The sequence below is a fragment of the Gilliamella sp. ESL0250 genome, from assembly GCF_013345045.1.
In the GTDB taxonomy this organism is placed as follows: domain Bacteria; phylum Pseudomonadota; class Gammaproteobacteria; order Enterobacterales; family Orbaceae; genus Gilliamella; species Gilliamella apicola_H.
Map to the genome: position 1 here is coordinate 100,398 of NZ_JAAEDV010000009.1, position 24,971 is coordinate 125,368.

At 33.9% G+C, this 24,971-nt stretch carries 11 protein-coding genes; 5 read left to right on the forward strand and 6 right to left on the reverse strand.

The window, feature by feature from the left end; genetic code table 11:
* Positions 1-13: 13 nt before the first annotated feature.
* From GYY69_RS08400 to GYY69_RS08420, 5 genes are all read right to left on the reverse strand, one after another.
* Positions 14-343: a hypothetical protein gene (locus GYY69_RS08400; RefSeq protein ID WP_174797266.1), complete on the reverse strand. Its 330-nt coding sequence runs from the start codon at positions 341-343 to the stop codon at positions 14-16.
* Between the two features lie 276 nt (positions 344-619).
* Positions 620-4,693 carry an RHS repeat domain-containing protein gene (locus GYY69_RS08405; RefSeq protein WP_174797267.1) on the reverse strand — a complete coding sequence of 1,358 codons (4,074 nt, stop codon included), beginning with the start codon at positions 4,691-4,693 and terminating at the stop codon, positions 620-622.
* A gap of 85 nt (positions 4,694-4,778) precedes the next feature.
* Positions 4,779-8,537 (reverse strand): Ig-like domain-containing protein, encoded by a 3,759-nt coding sequence (locus GYY69_RS08410; protein WP_174797268.1) that lies wholly within the window; start codon positions 8,535-8,537, stop codon positions 4,779-4,781.
* 35 nt (positions 8,538-8,572) lie between these two features.
* A complete protein-coding gene (locus GYY69_RS08415) occupies positions 8,573-9,436 on the reverse strand; it encodes a rhodanese-like domain-containing protein (protein ID WP_174797269.1) in 864 nt (287 codons plus the stop codon).
* 259 nt (positions 9,437-9,695) lie between these two features.
* Positions 9,696-11,711, reverse strand: a complete 2,016-nt coding sequence (locus GYY69_RS08420) for a hypothetical protein (RefSeq protein ID WP_174797270.1) — start codon at positions 11,709-11,711, stop codon at positions 9,696-9,698.
* A gap of 2,042 nt (positions 11,712-13,753) precedes the next feature.
* Between GYY69_RS08420 and GYY69_RS08425 the strand changes: the two genes are divergently transcribed.
* From GYY69_RS08425 to GYY69_RS08445, 5 genes are all read left to right on the forward strand, one after another.
* Positions 13,754-14,395 carry a YjfI family protein gene (locus tag GYY69_RS08425; protein ID WP_174797271.1) on the forward strand — a complete coding sequence of 214 codons (642 nt, stop codon included), beginning with the start codon at positions 13,754-13,756 and terminating at the stop codon, positions 14,393-14,395.
* Positions 14,396-14,418: 23 nt separating this feature from the next.
* The gene (locus GYY69_RS08430) at positions 14,419-15,111 is read left to right on the forward strand and encodes a PspA/IM30 family protein (protein WP_174797272.1); all 693 of its coding nucleotides are present in this window, start codon (positions 14,419-14,421) and stop codon (positions 15,109-15,111) included.
* A gap of 105 nt (positions 15,112-15,216) precedes the next feature.
* Entirely contained in the window at positions 15,217-15,864 is a 648-nt protein-coding gene (locus GYY69_RS08435) for a hypothetical protein (RefSeq protein ID WP_174797273.1), read from the forward strand.
* 31 nt (positions 15,865-15,895) lie between these two features.
* On the forward strand, positions 15,896-18,007 hold the full coding sequence (locus GYY69_RS08440; RefSeq protein ID WP_174797274.1) for a hypothetical protein: 2,112 nt from the start codon (positions 15,896-15,898) through the stop codon (positions 18,005-18,007).
* Between the two features lie 117 nt (positions 18,008-18,124).
* Positions 18,125-23,068 carry a DNA repair ATPase gene (locus GYY69_RS08445; protein ID WP_174797275.1) on the forward strand — a complete coding sequence of 1,648 codons (4,944 nt, stop codon included), beginning with the start codon at positions 18,125-18,127 and terminating at the stop codon, positions 23,066-23,068.
* Between the two features lie 428 nt (positions 23,069-23,496).
* Here the strand turns inward: GYY69_RS08445 and GYY69_RS08450 are convergent, their stop codons facing one another.
* Complete coding sequence (locus GYY69_RS08450; protein ID WP_174797276.1) at positions 23,497-24,471, reverse strand: hypothetical protein; 975 nt, start codon at positions 24,469-24,471, stop codon at positions 23,497-23,499.
* Positions 24,472-24,971: the final 500 nt, after the last annotated feature.

The window sequence follows — 24,971 nt, forward strand, 5'->3', positions numbered from 1 at the left end:
ATAGTAATTATAATTAATTGAGAGAGTTAAAATTTTTCTCTAATTCATTATAAAAAATATTAATGATATCTTCTTCTGATTCATTATAATTAATTAAATTAAGATTGAAATTATTATCTGGACTAAACATAAATTCATCGCACTTTACAATACCTCCTTTATAATTAGCTCGCATTCGATAGAGCTCCTTTCTATAGACGATGCCTTTAAATACGTTTTCTCTTCTATATATTTCTAATCGATATTCTATGGAACCTTCATCAGTATCTACCTCATATATCATCGTTTTTATTAATTTATCTTGTTTTATTTTAGCCAATTCAAATTTTTCTACTTTTGTCATTTAATTTCTCCATTATTTACAATCACGCGTAAGATTTTCTTAATTCTTATCAACTGATACAGTAATCTCCCTTTATTTCTGTGCGAAATATAGAGAGATCGATTTAACTAAAAATAACAATTCTTTGATTGATTATAATTAACATACTCATACTGAAAAAATAAGCATACCTTAATTTTTCGCTCATGATAAATTTATAATCTATAGAATTATCACCCTTCTAATCTTCTAATTTATATTCGTTTTAATTATTATCTTACTTATTGTGTAAGTTAATTATTTTTTCCAACATTTAGTACAATAACAATGCCTTGGATAAGCATCTCTAGGAGTCAATGCTTTTGCTTTATTTTTTGCTGCATTACAAGCCTCATACTGAGAACTTCCTCTATGAGCCCCTCGTACTCTTCCAGGAATTTTACCATCTAATTTATGATCAATCGCTTGAAGATCACACTTTGCTTCACAAAACCACTTGCCCTTACCTTCAATCTTATCTTTGCTTTTCTTGGTAGTGGTAGATATAGAAGCTGATGGACAGAAAGCATGACCATTATTTGATGAATCATAGTTATATTCCTCTAACAATTTAATGTTATTTAATACTCCATAAGCTATAGCGCCTCCCACAACTGCAACACATTGTGGGTTTGCCATACATGCCCTTATGCCAACAAAGAGAAGGGCTACTGGATTTTTCCCTAAGGGATCTCGATATAAAAGCGGATTGCCACTGGCATAACTAAAGGTATTTATTCCGCCATTTAAGCCTATCGGATCGCTTTGGATATAACGCCCTATTTTAGGATTATAATCCCTAAAATAATTATAAGAAAGCCCCGTTTCTTTATCATAATATTGCCCCGGAAAACGTAAATTTAAGGTAATTTGGTTATTAGGATCTAATACCGCATTACCAAAAGCGTCACTGTGCATTTTCCATGTTTGCTGGCCTTGATTGTTAATGGCCAGTTGTGGTGTGCCTAAATGATCCGTAATGAGATAATGGTAAGACGCAGTTTGTAGCGTCTGGTTAGCTACAGTTAAACTTGCCTGCCACAATGGGCTTGTTCCCCATTCGGTATCAGGTACCCAACCATAGGCAACCGTCATCTGACCACGATGGTCTAATTCAGCAATCAGACCTTCATTGGTATAAATAAAATAGGTGATATCACCATTAATGGTTTTACTAATACGACGACCAAAAGGATCATATTGATAAGTCACCAGTTCAGTAGTTTCATCGTTAACGCTGATAAGACGCTCTGCTGCATTATAGTGATAGCTTAATTTTTTATCTGCACTAACTTCAGTGGCTAACTGACTATTAGGGGTATAGGACAAGGTAGTTTGACTAGTGCCTTCGCCCCATTTGATTAGCTGATTAAATTTGTTGTATTTCCACTCGCCTAATTGTTGCGCGCTACCGATGCGATTACCAATAGCATCGTAGCTATAAGACTCTACAGTGAGTCCATTTTTTTGTAGTTCAATATTAGGTTTAGCAAGAATAAGCCGGTCTAATAAGTCATATTGGTAATTATTTTCCCCGTTTTCTGTCGCGATTCGGGTTATATTACCCACCTTATCATAGCTATATTGGCGATTTAATAATGTTTTGCGATTCGCCGTTAGCCCTATCAGTAAGGGGCGCTGTAATGAATCATACTGCTTAGTTTGCGTTGCATTAGGATAAGTCACTTTAGATGGCATAAACCAGCGGTAATCACTCCAGTTAATCACCTCGCCATTAGCCAGTGTTGCCTGTTTTAGCTGATTTTTATCATATCCATAGGTTACTTTTGTATTATCTGGATAGCTAATGGAAGCTAAATTATCCTCTTTATCATAAGCGTACTGCAAAGTCTTAGTAATACTATTTGCACCTGTGCCATAAGTAATCGTTTCTTGAGTTACTCGACCAAGTTTATCGCGCTGATAAACAAAGTGGGAATAGGTATCACCAGTTTGTAGTACATCAATTAATTGATTAGCCTGATTATAGCTATAAGCGACAACCTGACTTGGGGTTGATTGGTCTTTTTCAATATAGCTTTGTTTTACCAGATTTCCTGCCGCATCGTATTGGTATTGAATATGGTTGCCATTCGTTTGTCTTTGCTCGATTAATTGATTTGCTTGGTTATAGCTATACTCAACCTCATTCCCTAATGACTTGGTTTCTTTAATAAGATTATTATTTTTGTCATATTCAAACGTATATTGGTTATCATTTGCATCGGTGACTTGCGTTATATTGCCTAATAAATCTGACAGATAACGGGTTTCATGACCCAAAGCATCTATAGATTTTACTATTTCCCCTAGGGCATTATATTCTGTTTGTGAGACCCGATTCGCTGCATCAATGACACTGGTCATTAAGCCTAATTGATCATAAATACGATGAGTGGTTAATGTAGTATTCGTATCTAGTTGCTGATTAATCTCAGTGACTTTATCTAAAGCATTATAGTTATATGTCTCAGTAAAGGTTGGATAAACAACTTTCGCTAATAAACCTGCTAAATTAGAACCTTTTTCACCATATTCATAAGTTAAGATATTCCCTGCAACATCAACTTTCTGTATGAGTTTATCATCGGTGTTATACGCTTGTTGAGTGACTAATCCCGTTGGACTAATGGTTTTGATTAGGCGATATAAGTTATCATACTGGTAAGTGGTGGTTTGATTGAGTGCATCAACAACTTTTGTTTCATAGCCGTTCTGATTAAAACTGTAACTATATTGAGTTTTATTACCCAACGCATCGACAACTTTGATTAATCGCCCCATTTCATCATTTGATAAAGATACACTATGATTAAGTGGATCAATAGATTCCGTAAGATAACCCGCTAAATTATAGTTAAACTGCCATAGTTGTTGTAGTGGGTTTTTTACTGTTTTTACTTGTCCCTGAATATTATGAGTGTATTGTGATTGATAGCCATTACCATCAGTATATGTTGCTATATTGCCATAGCGGTCATAAGTTTGTTGCAAATTAATCGCTTTATCACCACCACTAATAGTCGCGACAATTTGTTGACCATAATTGTCATAATTAAAGCTTATAATACGTTGTTCGGGTTTACCTGCCGCATATACAACTTTAATAGGGCGATTAAAAGCATCGTACTGAAAGCTAATTACATCGCCTTTAGTATTTGTGATTTTTATTGGATTATTGGCTTTATTGTATTCATAAAGCTCTGTGGCGCCATTAGGATAAGTGATTTTTATTGGATAGTCGGATTGATTATATTGCGTGGTTGTTGTTAGCCCTCGCTGATTAGTATACTTAACAGAATGATTAGCTTTGTCGCGTTGATAGGATTCAGTAATACTATCATTTACTGTTTTAGTAATAACACGACCTTTGGCATCAAATACGGTAACTGTTTTTTTGCCTATTGGATCATTAACAGTAATAGTATATTGCTTATTAACGCGATTATATTGGCTATTAAAAATTGTTACCGCACCGGTTTTGTTAGTGATTTTACCTACTTGGGCTAATTTTGTATCGCGATTATCAGAACCTGTTGTAACAACTGTTTTTTTTGAAATAACCCCACCTTCTTTACCACTTATCATAGCGGTTTTCGGTGCAGGAGTTGATACGGTATAATCAATTTTAGTTACACCACCATCTGGCTCAGTTTTTTGGTTTAGTTGTCCATTTGCATCGTACCCATAATGCCATACATAACCAAGAACATCTGTGACCTTTACCAGTTTATTTCCTGACCATTCATAACTTACAACTCGCCCCTCACGATCACTGACTTTGATAAGACGTTCCTGATTATCATAAGCAAAACTATATACCTGTTCATCAAAATGATCTTTAATAGCAATGCAACGACCTTCTTTATCTAATGTAAAACTAACTTTTACATTATTAGCATCACCATATTCTAAAATGCGTCCTTTATCATCAAAATTAATCCAATTTCCTTGTTGATCGAACCAATGCCACCCACTATCTGTTTTCTTAATAGATACGTGTTCGTAGGTGTATAATTGTTCCTCACCAGTACGTTGATACATGGTACCAGCACGATCAATGGTTTTCACACTATTATCTAACGGATCAAGAATAAAGCGTAAATTAGCCCAAGCTGGATTTATATACCAACGACCATTAACCCAAGTTCGATTAAGTTTAACTTCACCACCAAGTACTTTGACCCGTAGGTCAATCGTACTTTCAGTATATTCGGTATTTGGTAATTTAACACTGGCGTCACTTATACCAGATATTTTTTGTATATCACCATTATAAAGTTGTGCACACGCTATTTTAGGTAATGAGACAATCATTATTGTAATCACCATAAAGATTGCTATATACCTGTTTATATTTTTAATTATCATGTTGCGATCCTTTGTGTTATTTGACACTTTAATTTTCATTTTTAAATTACCTAGCACCGCTTGCCGTACCGGCACTCGCACAATTAGCTTCTGGAGCACAACCAGGGGCTATTGGCATGGCAAAAGGAGAGCCTAAAGTACCACCAAAATGAATACCTTTACTCCAGTCCCAATTAAAATCTGCTAATGAACATTGCCCTACATATTGATAAAAATAACCACCGCTATTACCTTTAGATATATCACCATTAGCGCATATACTTTCATGTAGCTCTAAATAAGGAGCTAAATAACAGCTACTAACCGCATTTTTACTTTTAAATAACATTGTTTCAATCGTTGCTTCTGGTTTAACGCTTTGAGCTTGGTTCGAATCAAGAGCTGTGACTCGATAAGCAATAACTCTTTTTTCCTTAGGCAAGAGACTATTAGGTATTTCTCCAAAAAATTCATACTTAAATTTATTATCAGTTTTAGGTAAATTTAATACCACATTTTTAGCCTCTATCAGACCATAGTTAGTAATAGTGAGCTCACCCACTTTTTCCTCACCAATTTGTAAACCCGCTAAATTAATAGACATAGGTTCTATCAAAACAACAGGTGCTGGTACTAAAGTATTGAAAGTTGCATTTAACTCAATATCATAAATATCTTTAATTGCTGTTTCTGTTGTACCAAATTCAATATTGATGTTTTGGTACTCTAAAAAAATATGTTCATTAATAGTAGTATTAGGGCGAATAACAATGCGACCTGATACATCCGTATGGTTTGGTGCACTCACACGATAGCGATAAACTCCTGTAGGGATATTTTCTAATAAGGCGATCCCCTGTTCATTAGAGATAATGCTATATTGTTGAGTAAGCACAGCTTCATTTTGCAATTTAATCGTCGCACCTTTTACGCCTGCAATAGGATTACCTTGTTTATCCAATGTTGCAGTATAGATATCAGCGATATCAAATTGTGCAATGCCCAGACCGCTTTGCGTCACTGAAATACTGACGGGAATTGATCCTAATATATTGTTATTCTGTGCTATTTTAAGATTAAAACGATAAACACCATCATTTACCTTGTTATCTGGTTGAGCAATAATTTGTAAAGGCAGTTGTTCATCAACAGCAATTGATTCAATTGTTTTATCAGTAGCAATAAATATCCAGTTTGGCGCTGGATTACCACTTTCATCAAGAAGTTCAATTTGAACATTTTCTGCTTTAGCCAATCCTTTATTGCCTAAATGAATATTGGCACTTACCATTGTTCCCTGCTGTAGACCCGTTTGAATATAATTTGGAATAGCATAAAGGGTTGGCATTGCTTGTCCTAACTGATAATCAATTTTTAATTTACCTCGTATTAAATCATTTGATTCATCAGCTAAAGCGACAAGATAAATACTTCCCGTTTCGGTTGCTGTATCATCAGCAATGAAATTAATCATGGTTAATTCAGTTTCACCACTATTTATATCAATTGGTTCAGATTTTATTTGTATCCCTTTTGGCAAAATACCATCCGGCTGATTATCTGCAGTTAATACCCAACGTAAATTTTTAGCAGTAATATTCGCTTTAGCTACCATATTTATAGGCATTACAATGTTACGTACCGCTTTTAGATGATAATTTTGGTAATTAAAGGCGATACGATTAATTTCAAAACTAGCTTGTGAAGTTATAGTTAGTTCATCTGGATGAACAATGGCTACTTGGTATATACCTGCATCATTTTCTTGAGGCATAAAAGTATAAGAGAAATTTCCTTTATCATCAGTTGCAATGGCAATCTTCCGCTCAAAGCCATTAATTTTTAATACCAACTTAACTGGTGCATTAGCAACAACAGTATTATCCTTCCGATAAATCGCCTGCCCTGTAATTGTAATAGGTTGTAGTCCATAGCTAACTTTTGGATTGATATTGGTAACTTTCCCTGTATAAGCTGTCGGTGGTGGGGCAGGAGGTTCCATTTTAACCATTACCTCACGTTCAATTGTAGCAACTTTACCACTCGAATTAATCGCTTTAACGGTTAATTTATGTTTACCATTATTTTGTTGTGTTAATGGCCAATGAACTTGATAAGGAGATTTGGTCAAAGTTGAAAATAATTGGTCATCAAGGTAAACTTCGACTTTATCAATTCCTAATTCATCTGTTGCAGATATCTGGATATCCATAGGAGCAAAAATCGCTTGATTATCTGCTGGTGTTATAATTGTTGCCTTTGGTGTCGGTAGTTTAAAACTAACTGAAACAGGTTTACTGTGTTCACTTATACCAAAATCACTATTAAGTACCGCCGTTAATTGATAATTCCCCTCTTCCTTAAGATCAACAACTTTATAAAAATAACCATTTTGATCAACTTTAACAGGATCATTAACCATTATCCCATTCAAATATAGCTGTACTTTTCCAATTTCATCAGCTTTACCTTGAACCTCTAAATTTGATATTTTAACCGTTGAATTAGAGACTGGTTGAATTAATATTGGCGCTGTAATACCAATAGCTAAAGGCTCTGTATAACCTGATTCATTACCAGCTTTATCAGTTACATTTAAACGTGCATATAATATTTCATTATCTTTAACTGGTAAATTCGGAATTTGGTAGCTATTTGCATCAATTTGGATATCTTGATCAATGAGCGGTGTATCAAAACTTGGGTTAGTTGCTATTTGTAAATGTCCCGATTTAACACCACTTAAATTATCATAAGTTGTAAAAATTACTTTCACTGTATCACTATTAATACGATTAAATTGTTTGAGCTTAACCACTGGTTTAATCGTGTCGATAGTCACTAAAGTTGAAAGAGGAGACCACATTTCCCATGTTCTACCATTATTAATACTTCCTCTGATACGAGCTCGATAAGATTGACCATTTTGCAAACCATTAACAAATGTAAATTGCCCTATATCACCGACTACTTCGCTATAAACTGTATTACCAGATGGATCTTGAATATCAATTTCATAACTATTGAGTGTACTAATTTTTTGCCATGACCAGCTTGGCGCTTGATGGCTATAACGGTTAACTGGTATTGGTGCATCTAACGTTAATCCTGATATGTCAAAAAAATTATAAGGTGCATTTTGATCAACAATATACTTACTAAAATCACTATTTGGTGTAAATAAAATGGCTTGTTCTGATTTAACAACATCTGCAGTATTACAACCTATTTGTGCATAATTTGATGCGCCTTGGATACCGATTGTAGCACTGCTACCTTTGCTACGTTCGCCTATCAAATAACGATATTGATACTTAATTTGATTAGAGTTTTCATAAAGAATAGCCTGAAATGTTCCCATTGGAAGATTAGTACCAAAGTAATACTGGTTAGTCCATTGAACAATTAACCTCCTATTAGGTGCCTCTCCCTGAGTTTCATACTGAATAGTCCCTGTTGGCTGACCTGAAACATCGGTTCTTAAATCATCCCAAAACACATACAGTGTATTATTATAAGAACGAAGACAAGTATTAATGTAGGAGGTAGTTGGGTTAGTAAATTGAATCAAACCATTAGTTGTGACATAAAATTGATCAAAATTGCTACCATAATAGTTAAAGCTAAATCCTATTGGGAAAGGACCTGCATATCTATCGTCACCATATAATCCAGTATTTGTAGCAGCATAACTAGAATGATAAACGAATACAGACAAAGCAAAGAAAAGGATTACATATTTATTTTTTTGTTTTATCGATCGTCTTTTTGAGGGCCTTATATTTAATTTTAAAGATAGACTTTTCCATCGTTTATAAAATTTCATTTTTTGCTCCATTAGAGTTAAAAATTCTTATTAAATTATATCGTTATCCTGCAAGGCTTAGACAAACTCTTGCCTGCGTTATTAACCAAGTTTGCCTGTTGCTTCACATAGTGTTGATAACTAGCTAAACCGCCTTCTAACCAAACAACTTCGCTTGACTCAGGAATCGTTAATGTGCGTTTTAATAATTGGGTGATATGCTCATTAGGGGTTATTAACACATATTGTATAAAGGTATCATTGTTAATAGTTTTATTTTTAAAAAAATGTTTTATAGCTAGATTAGATTCTTCTGATAAATTAAAATTTTTAATAGGTTTTTCAGGTAATGTATCAATATCTTGTGGCATTAAGCCAATCGTAATGATCTGCCAGTTAATTGTTTTACCGCCTAATAGAAATTCTTTAGGGGTTATTATATTTGATAACTGCAAATTTTGTTTTTTTAGCTTGGCCCACGTTCTAATCCCCCCTAATAAAGCAAAAAGGTGTTTATAACCTTTTTGCCTTAGAGTATTGATTGTTCGATTAATCATTTGTTGTTCAAAACCTGTTCCAATTAATACTACTGTTTTATCATAAAGAAAATCCTTTTTTTCTAAATGATTAAACGGGATAGTTAAAATATCTAATTGATTATGTAAGTTAGATAAATTCGATCTAACATCTATCCATACTACATCATCTGATAAATTACGCGCCTGTTCAATGGTTAACCAAAACGTCTTATCTAATGATTCTTTATGTTGGTTAATAGGCCAATGAGTAAAAAGATCTCTATAATTTTGGACATCTTCTTGACAATCATTAATTTCATTTGCAGAAATCTGACAACAAAAAGACAGCACAATACAAGAAAATAATAATCTACATAGCAAATTAGAATAAAAAACAGACATTTTTAAACTTCTTTTCAAGTTATTTAAATAAGTTTTAATACAATTAATTTTTATTTATTATTAAGATAAAACATAAATCTTGGTATTTGTTATAAAACAAGCGGCATAAGTACAACCTATAAAGTTACTAATTATTTAAGAAAAATATTAAAAACTTGAAGACCATTTTTATAATTAATCTATCAATAGTCAGAGTTAACCTATATAAGTAATGTTTTACTTATATAGGTTAAGATTGATAGGGATGGTCAAACAATTTTTATAATGGTGTTACATATACTTTGATATCTCCATCCTTAGTAGCAGACATATAGAAATTACCTGTAAATTCATTATTCTTCCCAAGAATACCTGATTTAAACGGAATAAATATATCGGATTTAAAACTATAATCTCTACTTACCCCTGCTTTACAAACCTTACTTTCCAAATCAAAATTTGCTTTTCCTGGACAATAACGACTAGTCATTGCAACGCCAGAAAACTTAACCAAATAAGGCTTATCCGCTTGGAAATTGTAATTTTTAGGTAATAATTCATTCAACGAATATCGAAAACCTTTTATAACTGATGTAGTATTGGTTAATGAATTTTCCATATCAAGAGGCACAACGATCACTTTTATCGTTTCTGTTTGTTTGGCAAGTAGATAGATACTTCCTGTGACGTGACTATCTCCATGAAGGATGCCTGACTTAGAAGGGATAAAAATATCTGTTTTAAAAGCATCTTTATTAAAAGTATAATTCCTATTTAAACCCGTTTTACATTTTTTAGTATTTTGATCAAAATTATTTTTCCCTGCGCAAATACGAGAAGCTATGTTACCAATAAATTCGATCATATAAGACTTATTGGCTTCAAAATAATAGTTTTCTGGTAATAATTCATTAAGTGAATATTTGGCACCTTTTGTTACTAAAAACGTGCCTACTATTGCTTTTGTTTCGTTTGTATCACTCTCATATAGGGTATAACTTCCTGTACTATTAGTATCAAATAAATTAATATAATAAGACCAAGATAAATCATCGTTACGAATTTTGGATTGCCAAATATTTTCTGCAGGTAATACCTTGCCATCAGAACGAATTACCCTATTCATCTTTTGATTGCCTAAGCTTGGATCAGCTATTTTTACATAAACTTGCCCTTCCGTTTTTGGAAAAACGAGTTTTGTTTCTTTACCAACTGTAGTGAGTGTGGCATTAAGTGATTGATCTGATAGATCTGTGTTGAACCCTTCGGATTCATATACACGAATTACATCACCATCTAATGCTAAAAAGTCTGTAATATTATCTCTATCGGGTAAATCTACTCTTACATTATGAATCAAGGTATGCGTATTTACTGTTTTTAATAAAGATGTTACTGAGCCACCTAGCGTATCAGCATGGGTAAAAGTTGCATCAAATTCCACAAATTTACCATGCAAGCTAGTCATCATATCCCAACGTCCGACTTTAGATGTGTGCCCAGCAATATCACCGAAATCTAATAATAAACTTTTGTTGACCGCATGATCTCCCAAATAGCTACCTAAAATACTGAAGTCAATCAATAAATTTTGTTTATTTTCAACAATTTTAGGTTGGGCAGAATCAATGACTGTTTTATAAGAAGTACCGTGACCTTCATTCTTAACACGTACACCTAATGTAAAAGGAATAGATGGTTCAATTTCAGGAGTAAAGGGATCATCCCCATAAACTTCGCTTGGTATAAAATAATCTAATGTTAATAACGGCTGAGGTTTAATTACAACATAATCAGGTGGCACTTCTACGCTTATTTCTTGTCCATTCAATGTATAAGTAACTTTAGCACCAATATAATATAATGTATTATCAGATTCAGCCGCACCATATGCAGGAATAATTAACCAATGAGCTTCAGCTTTAGTTTTTGCCTTTATCTCACCATCACCATTAATACTATTGACGCCAGATAATGAGTTAATGCGATAAAAAAACTTTGCATCGTTATCATTAGCATTTTGAGTTGTCACTACTTGTTGATTATTTCTATCAGTAAAAAGCAATTCTATACGTATATTTTTTAGTATCGAATCCTCTAGACCATTATTAATTATCATTCGTGCATCAAATGCTTGTCGTTCAAATGATAATTTTTGTTCTATAACTATTTTTACTTCTGCACATATCGCATCTTGAGCAAATACTAACTTGCTAGAAGTAACGCTACAGATGAAAAAAAGTATCAACATAAAGTACCGATAGTATTTTTGTCTGAATTTTAAAAGTATGTTCATTTATAATTGACCTTTTATAATATTTTTATTCTGAATGAATCCATTTATAAGCGAATTAAATAACTTTTCCTATTCTTTATAGATTGAGCTCTGAAAATCGTTTAATAAAGCTCAAGGCTTTATTTTTTATATCTATAAGCAATTAGTGAGGATAATTAAGTAAATTAATAAACTATTACTACTAATTAACTTTTGCCTAATTCTGAACCGAAATACATTGCTAGTTCACAATTTGTTATCCCTATTATCAAATGCCAATGTTATTTTCATTAATATAAAATTAATCATTAAGCATATAGATAATCAACAAAGATAATCTTATTTTAGTATGAAAAATAAGAATTATAATAATTAAAGGAAATGAAATTTGTAATAAGTTCAATTGTTAGCATTTAGATGAAATATACTTTATTTGCTCTTAGACAAAAGAATCTATAATTTTTAATGTATTATCTTTTGACGCTAAAAGTAATTTAGATCTAAAAAACTAAATTCAACTTACTTCATATCGATTTAGAGGGATTTGCCTATACTAATAAATAATGCAACAACGCTAGGCTAGCAACGCATCGCTCTCAATGGCCAATATTAAGCTAATACTACCCAATCATTGAACTAACTGATCAAGAAAGTGATTTAATTTACTTGCCATATTGTTCGACTATTCCATTTAAAATCAATACATACTCTTTTTAATTTATGTCATTTGTTTATTTTCATATAATTATTACTTTTAGTATAAACAACGATCATAAGGCTAAAGTATAAACCATTTTGAATTAAAATTTAACCTTTTTTTGGTTAAAATATTTGTTTGAAGAATAAATTATGTTAGCTAAACATGCTTTATCTTGCCGCTAAAAACTTGTTAAAAAAGGGATTTAGGTAAACTTACATTTTATCAATTAAAATTTTTTAATTTGTAAACGCCACCGAGGTTTTATACTGAAACGAGCAAATTTCACGAAGCTTCTTGACAAATATTTGCTGGTTTCTTAATTATTTACAATTGTATTATCAGCTTTATTAAACCCTGAAACTTCTACTTGCCAGCCTTCTTTTCGGAATTTAATAACGGTATATCAAAAAATGATCTTGAATAAGATCAATTGTTACCTTTTGTTGAACCTCTTTAAAATGAAATAACCTAATAAATCTTGCGAATGATCCTCGACCAAAAGCGGACAAAGACAACCACTATGATATAAATAAAAATTATAGGAGGGCCATATTATAGCCAAAAAATTTTGCGTCGAATACTGTACTTCACAGAGGTCGTAGTAGCAAATATTGGAATATCGATTTTAAGAGATTATTGTTACAGTACAGACTTAGGAAAATTATGAATATTATTGGAATAATATGGTAGATTAACGTTTTTTCACACACAAAAAAACATATTATTCATGACTGCTATTACTAAATACGGGAGCTAGCCGTATAGTTCTATCTGAATATATCGAAATCTATTATAATCAAGTTTGGTGATATTCTACCAATGGTCGAATATCACCAAACAAATATGAATAATGATATTACCAAAATGAACAATTTATAGAAGTGAGCACAATCCAATATTTTGCTGGGGATCAGTTCGGTATGAATTCCCCCCTATAAAAATGGTGTCATTATGTTCGCTTTTCATCGTTTTATAGAATCGTACACCAATCCCATTCGTTTAATGATCATAGGCTTTAGTGTACTTGATATCGTCTAAATCGAGATAATCTGTAAGAAAAGAATGTAAACTTTTACATAAAAAATCGACTTCTATCAACTTAATTTGATAAGATTGCTTATTGTTGTAAAGCTAACGAGACCCTGCAACAAAAATTCCTTTCTCCAACACTTTGACAAATCTGTATAGTAAGTAATATCCATTTTTAAACATCTCATGCCGTTTAATTTTTTATCAAAATCAAGTTTTATAATGCTTACAAATTTATTTGATACAAACAACAAAATTATTACATGTAATATTTACATGTAATAATTTTGTGTTAATATAAACCACATTAATGATTAAATTAAACAAAAAATCCATGAAAAAAACAAAAGAGACCAAAAGCTCTGCATTTTATCAACAACAATATAGGCAACGCTTGCGTGAACAAGGTCTAATAAAAAAAGAAGTTTGGATTTTACCTGAAAATGCAACGAAATTACTCGAAATTGAAAAACAGTTTCGTCTAGTCAGTAACACATGCTTTAACAATAAACAGGAAAACAATAAAATGAAAAAAAATGAAGTTTGGTCAATTACAGATCTTTATCAAGCTTTACATGATTCACAATTAGCTAAACAAGGTTTTGCTAGCATTGAAGTTATCGATGGTATTGATGCTTGTTTGCATATCGTTATGCATGAATATGGTGATCTACCATTATTTTTAAGTGTTTCTAATCAACAAATTATCGTTGAAGCCCTACTTTGGCCTGTTGATATTGTCAAACAACCGACTCAATTTAATGAAGAGATATTATATACTCGAAAACTATTTCCATTATCCACCATTGCGATTGAAAAAACAGGCGATGGCTCATTAAATTATATTATGTATGGGGCGTTGAGTGCATCTTCATTACTAAACGATATCATTTATGAATTAGAAACTTTATCGGATAATGTCATTAAAGCTACCGAAGCTTATGAACAACATATTAACATTAACAAATTGAATTAAAATAAATAACAAGGAGATTAACAATGGCTATCTTCAAAAAACTAGTTACAGCACTTCGTGGTGGTGTCAATGAAGCAGGCGAAACAATTATCGATGCACAAGCGCTGCGTATATTAGACCAAGAAATTCGCGATGCAGATGTTGAATTAAAACAAGCTAAAGAATCATTAGCAAACATACTTGCTCAACAAAAATTAGCAGAAAAAGAAGTTGAAAAAATTCAAGCTGAAATCACTGAGTATGAAAATTATGCCATCAAAGCATTAGAAAACAATAATGAAAAGTTAGCTTTAGAAGTGGCTGAAAAGCTTTCAGTTCTTGAAAACGAACACAAAGTTCATAAAACACAAGCAATATATTTTGCTGAAAATGTAAAAAATCTACGTCAAACAATATCACAAACAGAAATTAACATTCGTAATCTTAAACAACAAGTCGATATTGTAAAAGCCACAGAGAGTGTGCAAAAAGCCCAATCAGCTATTGCTCAACGTTATGGTAATTCAACAACAAAATTACAAACAGCTTTGGATTCTTTAGAGCGAATTAAAAAACGTCAAGAACAAACGGCTGCAACGATCGAAGCAAAAAAAGAATTATCGGTATCTGAAAATCAAGATTCACTTGATCGTAAACTTGAGGAGGCAGGTATAAAATCGAGCAATCAAAATGCCGCGACAATTTTAGCCAGATTAAAGGAAAAACAAGCGAATTGATTTTTAAGTTTTATTTTTTTAAGTTAAAATAACCGAATAAAATTATAATAATAGCTAGCTATTTATGATAACTGTTTAAAAAAATATGAGTATAAAGGAAATATAATGGAGCTTTTTTGGGGAATATTCTTTTCCTTTCCGGTTGTTATTTTTAGCGCCTTATTAACACTTTGTGTTATGTATTGGTTAATTGCTGCAATCGGTATTTTAAGTATTGATTGTTTGGATATTGCAATTAACCTAGACGATATCACAACCGATGTCCCCTCATCAACATTAGGTGGTTTATTATTAAAATTTGGTCTTAATGATGTGCCACTGACACTTGTTATCACCTTAATTTCATTATTCGGATGGTCCACAAGTTATTTTGGTTTTCGCTTGTTGATTTTACCTTTATATGATTTTATTTTGTACTATTACCTAGTCGGATTATTTATTTTTATTATTGCCCTAACCATTTCAATTTACCTTACTGCATTCGTTATAAAACCAATTCGCCCTTTATTCAAAAAACTAAGTGCAACCAATGATCATAAATCATTATTAGGACAAATTGTTGAAATACGTTCCAGCACTGTAAATAAAATCAAAGGAGAAGCAACTTATGAAGATGGTGGGGCAGGATTGATTTTACAAGTTAGATGTGATGAAACATATCAATTTAAACGTGGAGATAAAGCAATACTACTAAGATATGATACAACCAATAATTGTTACGAAATTATTAGCATTGAAGAATTTAACGGATAGTCAGATTTCATTTTTTGGAGAAAAGTAAATTATGCATATAAATACAGATACAGTAATATTTTTTCTTGTAACAGTAGGAATTATTTATTTAATTATAATGGGATTTTTCTTATTATTTAAAGCTTTTTATATTAAAGTTCCTCAAGGTACAGCACTTATCGTTAATGATATGACCTCAAAACCCAAAGTACACTTTACAGGTGCTTTAGTTTACCCAGTTATCTACAAAAAAGAATTTATGAAAATTTCATTAATTACTTTTGATGTAGAACGTCGAGGAAAAGATGGTTTAATCTGTAAAGATAATTTACGTGCAGATATCTGTGTTGCTTTTTATCTTCGAGTGAACGAAACCACTGAAGATGTATTAAAAGTAGCCAAATCAATTGGTGTAGATAGAGCATCAGATCAAAAAGCAGTTAGTTCGCTCTTTAGTGCGAAATTTTCAGAAGCCCTGAAAACTGTAGGTAAACAATTTGAATTATCAAAGTTGTTTGAGGATCGCATGAACTTCCGTGAACGTATTATTGACGTTATCGGTAAAGATCTTAATGGTTATGCGTTAGAAGATGTTGCCATCGATTATTTAGAACAAACACCAATAAAATCGCTTGATCCAGATAATATTTTTGATGCGGAAGGGATCAATAAAATCACGTCAATTACTGCTGTTCATAAAGATGAAACAAACAAACGTGAACGAGATCTTGAATTAGCATTAAAGAAAAAAGATACCGAAACCATTGAAGCAAAATTGGAGCTTGAACGTCAGCAAGCCGATGCTGAAGCACGCCAAAAACGCGAAATCGAAACAATTCGTGCTCGCGAAGCTGCTGAAACATTAAAAGTACAAGAAGAAGAGCGCTTAAAAGCAGAACAAGCAAGAATCCAGTCTCAACAAGAAATCGAAGTACGTGAAGAAAATCGCCTGCGTGAAGTAGAAGTTGCACAACAAAATCGCCTACGAGCTATTGCTATTGAAGAAGAGCGTGTTGAAAGAGCTCGTTCTCTTGAAATCGTTGCTCGTGAACGTGAAGTTGAACTACAACGAATTGAAAAAGATAAAGTACTTGAAGAAGAAAAAAAACTTATTGCCAATGTCATTCGAGAACGTGTTGCTGTTGAAAAAACCGTTGCAGTCGAAGAAGAAAACATCAAAGAAGTACGTGAAGTTTCAAGAGCAGATCGTGAAAAACAAACCACAATTATTGAAGCTGAGGCAAGAGCCGAACAAGAACTCGTTAAACAAGTCAAACAAGCTGAAGCAGATGAACAAGCATCAAAACACCGTGCCATTGAAATTAGTACCATGGCTCAAGCTGAACTCGAAGCCGCAGCTAAACAGGCAGAAGCTAAAAAACAATTAGCACAAGGTATTGAAGCCGAAGAAGCAGCCATTGGTTTAGCTGAAGCTAAAGTTCGTAAAGCACGAGCCGAAGCAGAAGAAAAAGAAGGATTAGTCAAAGCCAATATTACAGCTGAAACCTTACTTGCCGAAGCGAGAGGTAATCAAGAAAAAGGCTTATCAGAAGCTAAAGTTATTGAAGCAAAAGCAATAGCGACTGAAAAACAAGGTCTAACTGAAGCTAAAGTACTTGAAGAAAAACTATCGGCTCAAGCTCGAGGCGATGAACGAATTGGTTTTGCTAAAGCAGCAGCAACTAAGGAACAAGGTCTTGCTGAAGCATTGGTTATTCGTGAACGCTTAACCGCAGAAGCAAATGGTTTAGTTGAAAAATTCCAAGCAATGGGCACAATGAATGAACAATCGAAAAACCACGAAGAGTTCCGTTTAGCACTTGAAAAAGGATTTGAACAAGCTATGGCTGCTATTGCTGCCAATAAAGACATTGCACGCGAACAAGCAAATGTTCTTGCAGCAGCATTTAGTAAAGCAAATATTGAAATCGTTGGTGGTAATGATAACTTCTTTAATAGCTTCTCTAAAGCAATTAGTGTGGGTAAAGCTATTGAAGGAACAGTTAATCAAAGCCCAGTTCTGCAATCTGCCTTACAGTCAGTATTATCACGATTATCCGGTAACAAAAATATCGATTTACAAGATGCGTTGAAAAATGCAGATTTAAAAGCCTTAGCTAAGCAATTTTTACCATCCGATAGTAACCAAGAAAGTGATAGTTAAAAATCTTATACTTCTAGATAATTCTTAATTCTAATTATCACTATCAACTGTCTTTAGTTGGTTGTACAGACCGACTAAAGACAATAACCTTTCTGTATAATGATCAACGAGTTAAAAATGGCTGAAATAGAACAAGAAAATCAACAACAAACAATACTTGATAACGCCGTTGCTGAAGGTGGCGCTTATGAAATTCTTCGCAAACGTTTAACATCACTCGGACAAGAACTTAACCAAAAAACAGAGACACTAAACCAAGAAAGGCTTGCTGAATTTGGCAAAAGTGACATGTCAATTATTAGCCGTATTCGGATAAGAACTGAAAATAATTGTATTGCACGAGACATTGTACGTTTTGGCGATTGGTTATTATTTGGATATAACGTCTTTATGGGGTTAAAAAAAGAGACCAAAATAGAAGATGTGTTTTCACTTTACCAATTGATCGAGCGTGATGGTAATTACGAAGCGGATCTAGTTGATATTTCTAACACCTTTTTAAATATTGATCGGTTTGTTCAAGACTTTAATGAACTATATACATATTATAAAAATGCACAGTTATTACAACTTGTTGAACGTGATGGAAAACTACTTGCCAGTTTCCAAATTGGTGAACGTGTTAGCGATATTCGTGTTTTTCGATGGTCTATATCAAACGATAAAAAAAACATTAATTATATTGATAATCGTGGAGAGCGTGATATTGCACTTCCGCCCGCTTACGATTTTGAATGGCAAGAGACCACTCGTGAAAATATCGTTAATGGTCGATTCCCGCATGTAAATGTGTTAGATACTGTTTTTGTTGAAACCATTGGCGGTGATTTAACCATAAAATGTGAAAATAACACCAACGATGGTCTTGGCATTTACCGCGAAGATGTTATCGATAAAAATCAATCCATCAATGATGCTAAAATAGAGTACGCGAAAGTAGGATCTTTAATTCTATTAAAGGTATTACCTTATCGTGAAGATAATTGGCGTTATTTAGTCTATAATATACTAACACAAAAAGTACAAAGAATTGATTTTATAGGTCAAGCTTGTATCCAACTTCCAGAAGATCATGGCATTATTTTTCCTGGTGGTTATTATTTACAAAATGGCGAATACAAAACATTTGATCAGTCAATGTCGGGAATGCGTTTTAGGCGTATCAGACGTTCACCTAATGGTGAAGATGTTTTATATATATTTTATGATCCAACTTCTGGTCGCTTAGCATTATTTAATTATAATATGATTGAGCGTAAACTGGATAATCCTATTTTAGGTCAAGGTTATGCCGTGTTCGAAGATGGCAGAATGGTCGTATTCGAGGGTGAAAATAATGAACCCACTCGCGTCCACCCAATGCAAATTTGGCAAACACCATTTTATAGCGATGAATTTGCCGCAAGACAGCCAACAAATAACAGCTTTTTAGGTAGAATTGGTAATGCTGATCTAGTTCGTGGTATTTCTGATCTCTATTTTATTGCTCGCGAAATTGACAATCAATCCGTATCATCCCAACTATATAGCAAATTAAGTGAAGATACTAAACGCCTTTTTGATAGCTACTTTTGGTTAAGTGATGAACAAAATTTACCGTTTGCGCCAATTCTTCGTAATATCTCGCAAACAAGCGAATTAGTGCTTGATGAATATGAAAAAGTTGAAAGTATACGCCGCCAATCAAATAGCGCTATGCGCGAAGCAATTTCAAATCAACAAGATCTATTAGCAAAATTATATCCAGATAGTTGGAAAGAAACCCAAGAATATGTCGATGCTCTTAATGCCATAAAAATGCAATTAGGTAGTCTTGTCACATTAAGAACTTACCGTTATATCGATTTAAACCAAATTGAAATAATGGAAGATGAACTAAAAAAACGCCAATCTATCGTTTCTTTAGCCACTGCGGAATTTTTAGGTAGTGAACAAGCCTTAGCGCCATTCATATCAAAAATTGATAATATTGAGCATGACATTGCTAAAGCAGACTCTGCCGCAAAACTTAGTGAGCCAACAAAAATAGCTGATGATATGTCTAATGATTTAGATATGTTATCCCAATTAATGGCATCATTAAAATTTGATGATGTTACATTGCAAACAAAAATCATTGAATCAATTGCTGAAGTTTATGCCAAACTTAATCAAACGAAAGCCAGAATTCATCAAAAACGGAAAAATCTGTCTAGTGTTGAAATGGTTGCCCAATTTGGTGCCCAATTTAAACTATTTAGTCAAAGTATAGCCAATGCATTAGGGCTCGCAACAACACCTGAAAAATGTGATGATGAACTTTCGAGGCTGTTAGTTCAATTAGAAGAACTTGAAAATCAGTTTAGCGAAAGCGAAGAGTTTTTAAATGATATATTAGCAAAGCGCGAAGAGATACTAGAATCTTTTGAAACTCACAAACAAGCACTACTTGAAGACAGGACTAGACGCAGTGAAGCACTACTTACTGCAGCACAACGAATTTTAGATAGCATACCAAGAAGAACTGCGAAGTTTTCAGATCAAACTGAACTTAATGCTTTTTTTGTTGCAGATCCTTTAGCCCAAAAAATTCGTGAAATTGTCGAAAAATTAAGAGCACTATTTGATAACGTTAAAGCTGATGATATCGAATCCCGATTTAAAAGCGCACAAGATCAAGCAATACGCGCATTACGTGATAAATCAGAAATTTTTGAATCAGGCGGTAATGTCATAAAACTCGGTCCAAGGCATAAGTTTAGTGTCAATACCCAAGAGCTTGACCTAACCGTTGTACCTAAAGAAAACCACTTATATTTACAATTAACAGGTACCGACTATCAAGAAAAAATAGCGCATCCTAAACTAGAAAGCTACAAACCGTTTTGGACAATGTCATTAGAATCAGAATCCCCAACGGTTTACCGGGCAGAATACCTAGCCTACTCAATAATTAATTCTGCATTAAAAAAAGAACATGATTTTAGCTATGATGATCTTGTTAGCGAATTAAATCAGCCCGAAATATTAAATAAAACAGTACGCGATTATGCGGCAATACGATATCGAGAAGGCTATGAAAAAGGCATTCACGATCATGATGCTGTAAAAATATTATTAAAACTTATTCCACTTGGCGAAGTGGCAGGCTTGCTGCGTTATAACCCATTAGCACGCAGTCTAGCGATGCTTTATTGGCATCATAACCAAAAAAATGACATTGCTAAGTTATGGCCAGAACGCGCTAAAACTTGTATGGATATCTATTCACTGTTTGGTCATGAAGAAGGCTTAATCAATCTACGTACAGAAATATCAGAACAACTTGGTTTATTTCTACAAAAATATCCAATACCACACGATAATTACCACATCAAACAAGCATCTGAATATTTAAGCTATGTATTAGCCGAAACACCGCAACAATTTACGTTAAGTAAATATAGCCTGACATTGTTTGAAGGATTAAAAACACAACTAGAGCAGTCTCACATGTGGGGTGACTTTAATCAATCACAATTAAACCTAATGTCACGGATAGCCGATCGTTGGAACCTAATCGAAAGTTGGTTTAAAGGACTATGTACCCTACCTAAGTATCAAAAATTCGCTGCTTATATTGCTGAAGCAGCTATGCTATGTATTTTAGATAAAGAAAATGGCATCACCACAACAATTAGCGAAATTGACCTTGATATTACAGTTAATGATCTATTAGGCGAACATCCAAGCATCAAACAAGGTGTATTAAAGATAAATCTAGATGACTTCTTCAGTCGTATGCGTAAACAATCACGAGTAATAATTCCAGAATTTAAACATTACCAAATGCTTCGCCAAGAGGTTTTAGAAGAACAACGCCACTTTTTACATCTTGAAGAATTTAAGGCAAAACCATTAAGTTCATTTGTGCGTAATAAACTTATTAACCAAGTTTATTTACCAATTATTGGTGATAACTTAGCAAAACAAATGGGCACCGTGGGGGAAAGTCGTCGCACTGATTTAATGGGATTACTGTTACTTATATCCCCACCGGGTTATGGTAAAACAACCTTAATGGAATATATCGCTAATCGTCTGGGATTAATTTTTATGAAAATTAATGGACCGGCATTAGGTCATAGCGTGTTATCGTTTGATCCCGAGCAAGCACCCAATGCAACAGCTCGCCAAGAACTTGAAAAGCTTAACTTAGCACTTGAAATGGGTAACAACGTTATGCTTTATCTTGATGATATCCAACATACCAATCCCGAATTTTTACAAAAATTTATTTCGCTCTGTGACGGCTCTCGACGCATTGAAGGGGTCTGGAAAGGTAAAACCAAAACCTATGATCTGCGAGGCAAAAAATTCTGTGTGATTATGGCGGGTAACCCCTATACCGAATCGGGCGAAGTCTTTAAAATTCCTGATATGTTGGCTAACCGTGCCGATATTTATAATTTAGGTGAAGTGCTTGGGGGCATGGATGAAGTGTTTGCGTCAAGCTATATTGAAAACTGCTTAACATCCAATCCTATTCTTTCGCCTCTTGCCCTGCGTGATCTTAATGACCTTTATCGATTAATCGATCATGCGCAAGGAAAACCGCTTAATACCAACGAACTTAGCTATACTTATAGCCAAGCTGAAATTAGCGAAATTATTGCTGTACTTCGTCATTTATTAAAAATTCGTGAAGTCGTGTTTAAAGTCAATCAACAGTACATTGTCAGCGCAGCACAATCCGATAAATACCGAACAGAACCGCCATTTAAATTGCAAGGTAGTTATCGAAATATGAATAAGCTGGCAGAAAAAGTATCTTCGGTTATGAATGATGAAGAATTAAATCAAATCATTGAAGATCACTATCTTGGCGAAGCACAATTGCTCACCAACGGCGCTGAAGAAAATTTACTAAAATTGGCAGAAATTCGTGGTGTATTAACCAAAGAGCAAGCTCAACGCTGGCAACAAATTAAAGCCGACTTTATGCGCAACAAAACGCTTGGTGGCGATGAAGCAAATACAGGCATTCAAATTGTTACACAGCTTGCTGATTTAGTGCAAAGCGTGCAGGCATTGAAATCATAAAAATTAGCGCTTTTGGATAAGAATTTGCTTTTATAAAAATCAAATAAAATCAACGTTATTACTGACTGTTTTTACAAAAAATAAAGTGATATTTTGTGAAGTAGATTGGTTGGAAATAACTGATTTTAGAGATTTTCATGTTTGCTAGCCCAAATAGTCACAATTTTCCCCTCGCCTGAGCGAGGGGATGGTCAATCCGCTAAATCGGACGTGGTAACCGTTGTTACTTTCTACATCAAAAGATGATAGAGCGTCTAAAACCTAGCTAAACTTTAAAAATTGATTATCTAGTTACAAAAGCGCAAACGCACTATTTTGTTCTCCCCTAGTCCAACCTTGCGATGGAGCTTGGTTATTTGATAACTTATCCTTAATTAGCACCATAAACCCAACCGCGACCTTAAGAGTTAAAAACTAAATGCTAAAAACTAAGGAGTAACGCAAATAGAGTTATGTCGATGAACATTAAACCCGTCGACATCGAGCACGAAGTCGGAATCTATGTGACCATTCGATTGTACCATGTATTTAAATCGATCTCCCCGAGAATCGCTCGTCCAGTAGTCGAGAGAGTCAAAGTTTGCTCCGCGGTAATAGAACACCTCTCCCCACTCCGTAAAGAACCCTGCTCCTATCCAACGTGAGCTATAATTACCTTTTATTGAGGACGGCGTGGCACCAACAGCCCCTTCACATCTATGAAAATCACAGACTGCGTTAGTCAGCTCTTTCACCTGTGGCACTCGATAACCTACCCCCCCACACCAAGCGACAGTATCAGAATAAGTATACCAAGGTGAGCCTCCTTGATGCACGAACCACTTTTGCAGAACAAATCCATATTTTATTACTTCTTCACCATAATAAGGATCTCTACCCACTAACTCAAAAGTTTGCGGTAACCTTGGCACCGGAATTCGACTTAGATGGGGATTACCCCGCTGAGCGCTTGCATCAGGGCCTGTTAGCGTCACACGCACGAATGAGAATGGATGTCTGGTTAAAAACCAATTCCGATTCCGAGCTAAACGCTCCATTTCTGTTATCTGTTTCACTGTCGCGGTAATTCCTTCATGCGTCACGGGCGTCCATGTCAATCCATCTACATAGCCATATATGACTAAATCAAAATACAATCCATTTGCCCCCGCAGTCGGAAAATTAAGCGCGTATGATGCGGGATTGGTGTCTTTGTCTTTAAAGATAAATCCCAAATCCCTGTCCCACATGTCAGCGATATCTCTGTCTCTAGCTCCTGAAAACAACATTGGGGTAACGAACCAGATAGTTGCTGGGGGACTGGACGGCGGGAATATTATAGCATCACTACGATTATTCCCTCGACCATTTTGGCCAGCTAATGCCGGCAAATGCCATAAACATGACAATAATAACAATGCCAACAGGACTTTTCGGGATAATTTTGATAGTGATTTGTGAAATAACTTCGAGAATATAAACGAGGCAAGAAAAGAAACTCGTCTGATGCGTCTATTTGATAAATTTAAGCCGTAGGTTTGCCAGTGCTGGTGTCTGGTGTCTGGTGTCTAAAATGATACTGCATTATGGTTCACCTGTCAAGTAAATTTATGTTTTATTTCGATTTTTTATATTTATCTGCTTATTAAATAAGCTTGTTTTTAATAATCGGTGAAATTATAACCATTTTAAAAAAGCTTGGCTAGCTTTTTTTGGGAGATTTTTGGGCGAAAATTATTTAGGAGTGGCTTCAATTAAGTTTTATGAAATGCTTTAATAGATTGGAATATTATTTTATTATTAATAATCAAAAAATAAAATGAAATCAATATATTTCCTGACAATTTTTTGCCTAATATTGAGGTTTTTGTTTAGGTTGGTGGAATGGATTGGGTGTAGTGGTTTCAGGCATGTGCAGCTTAGA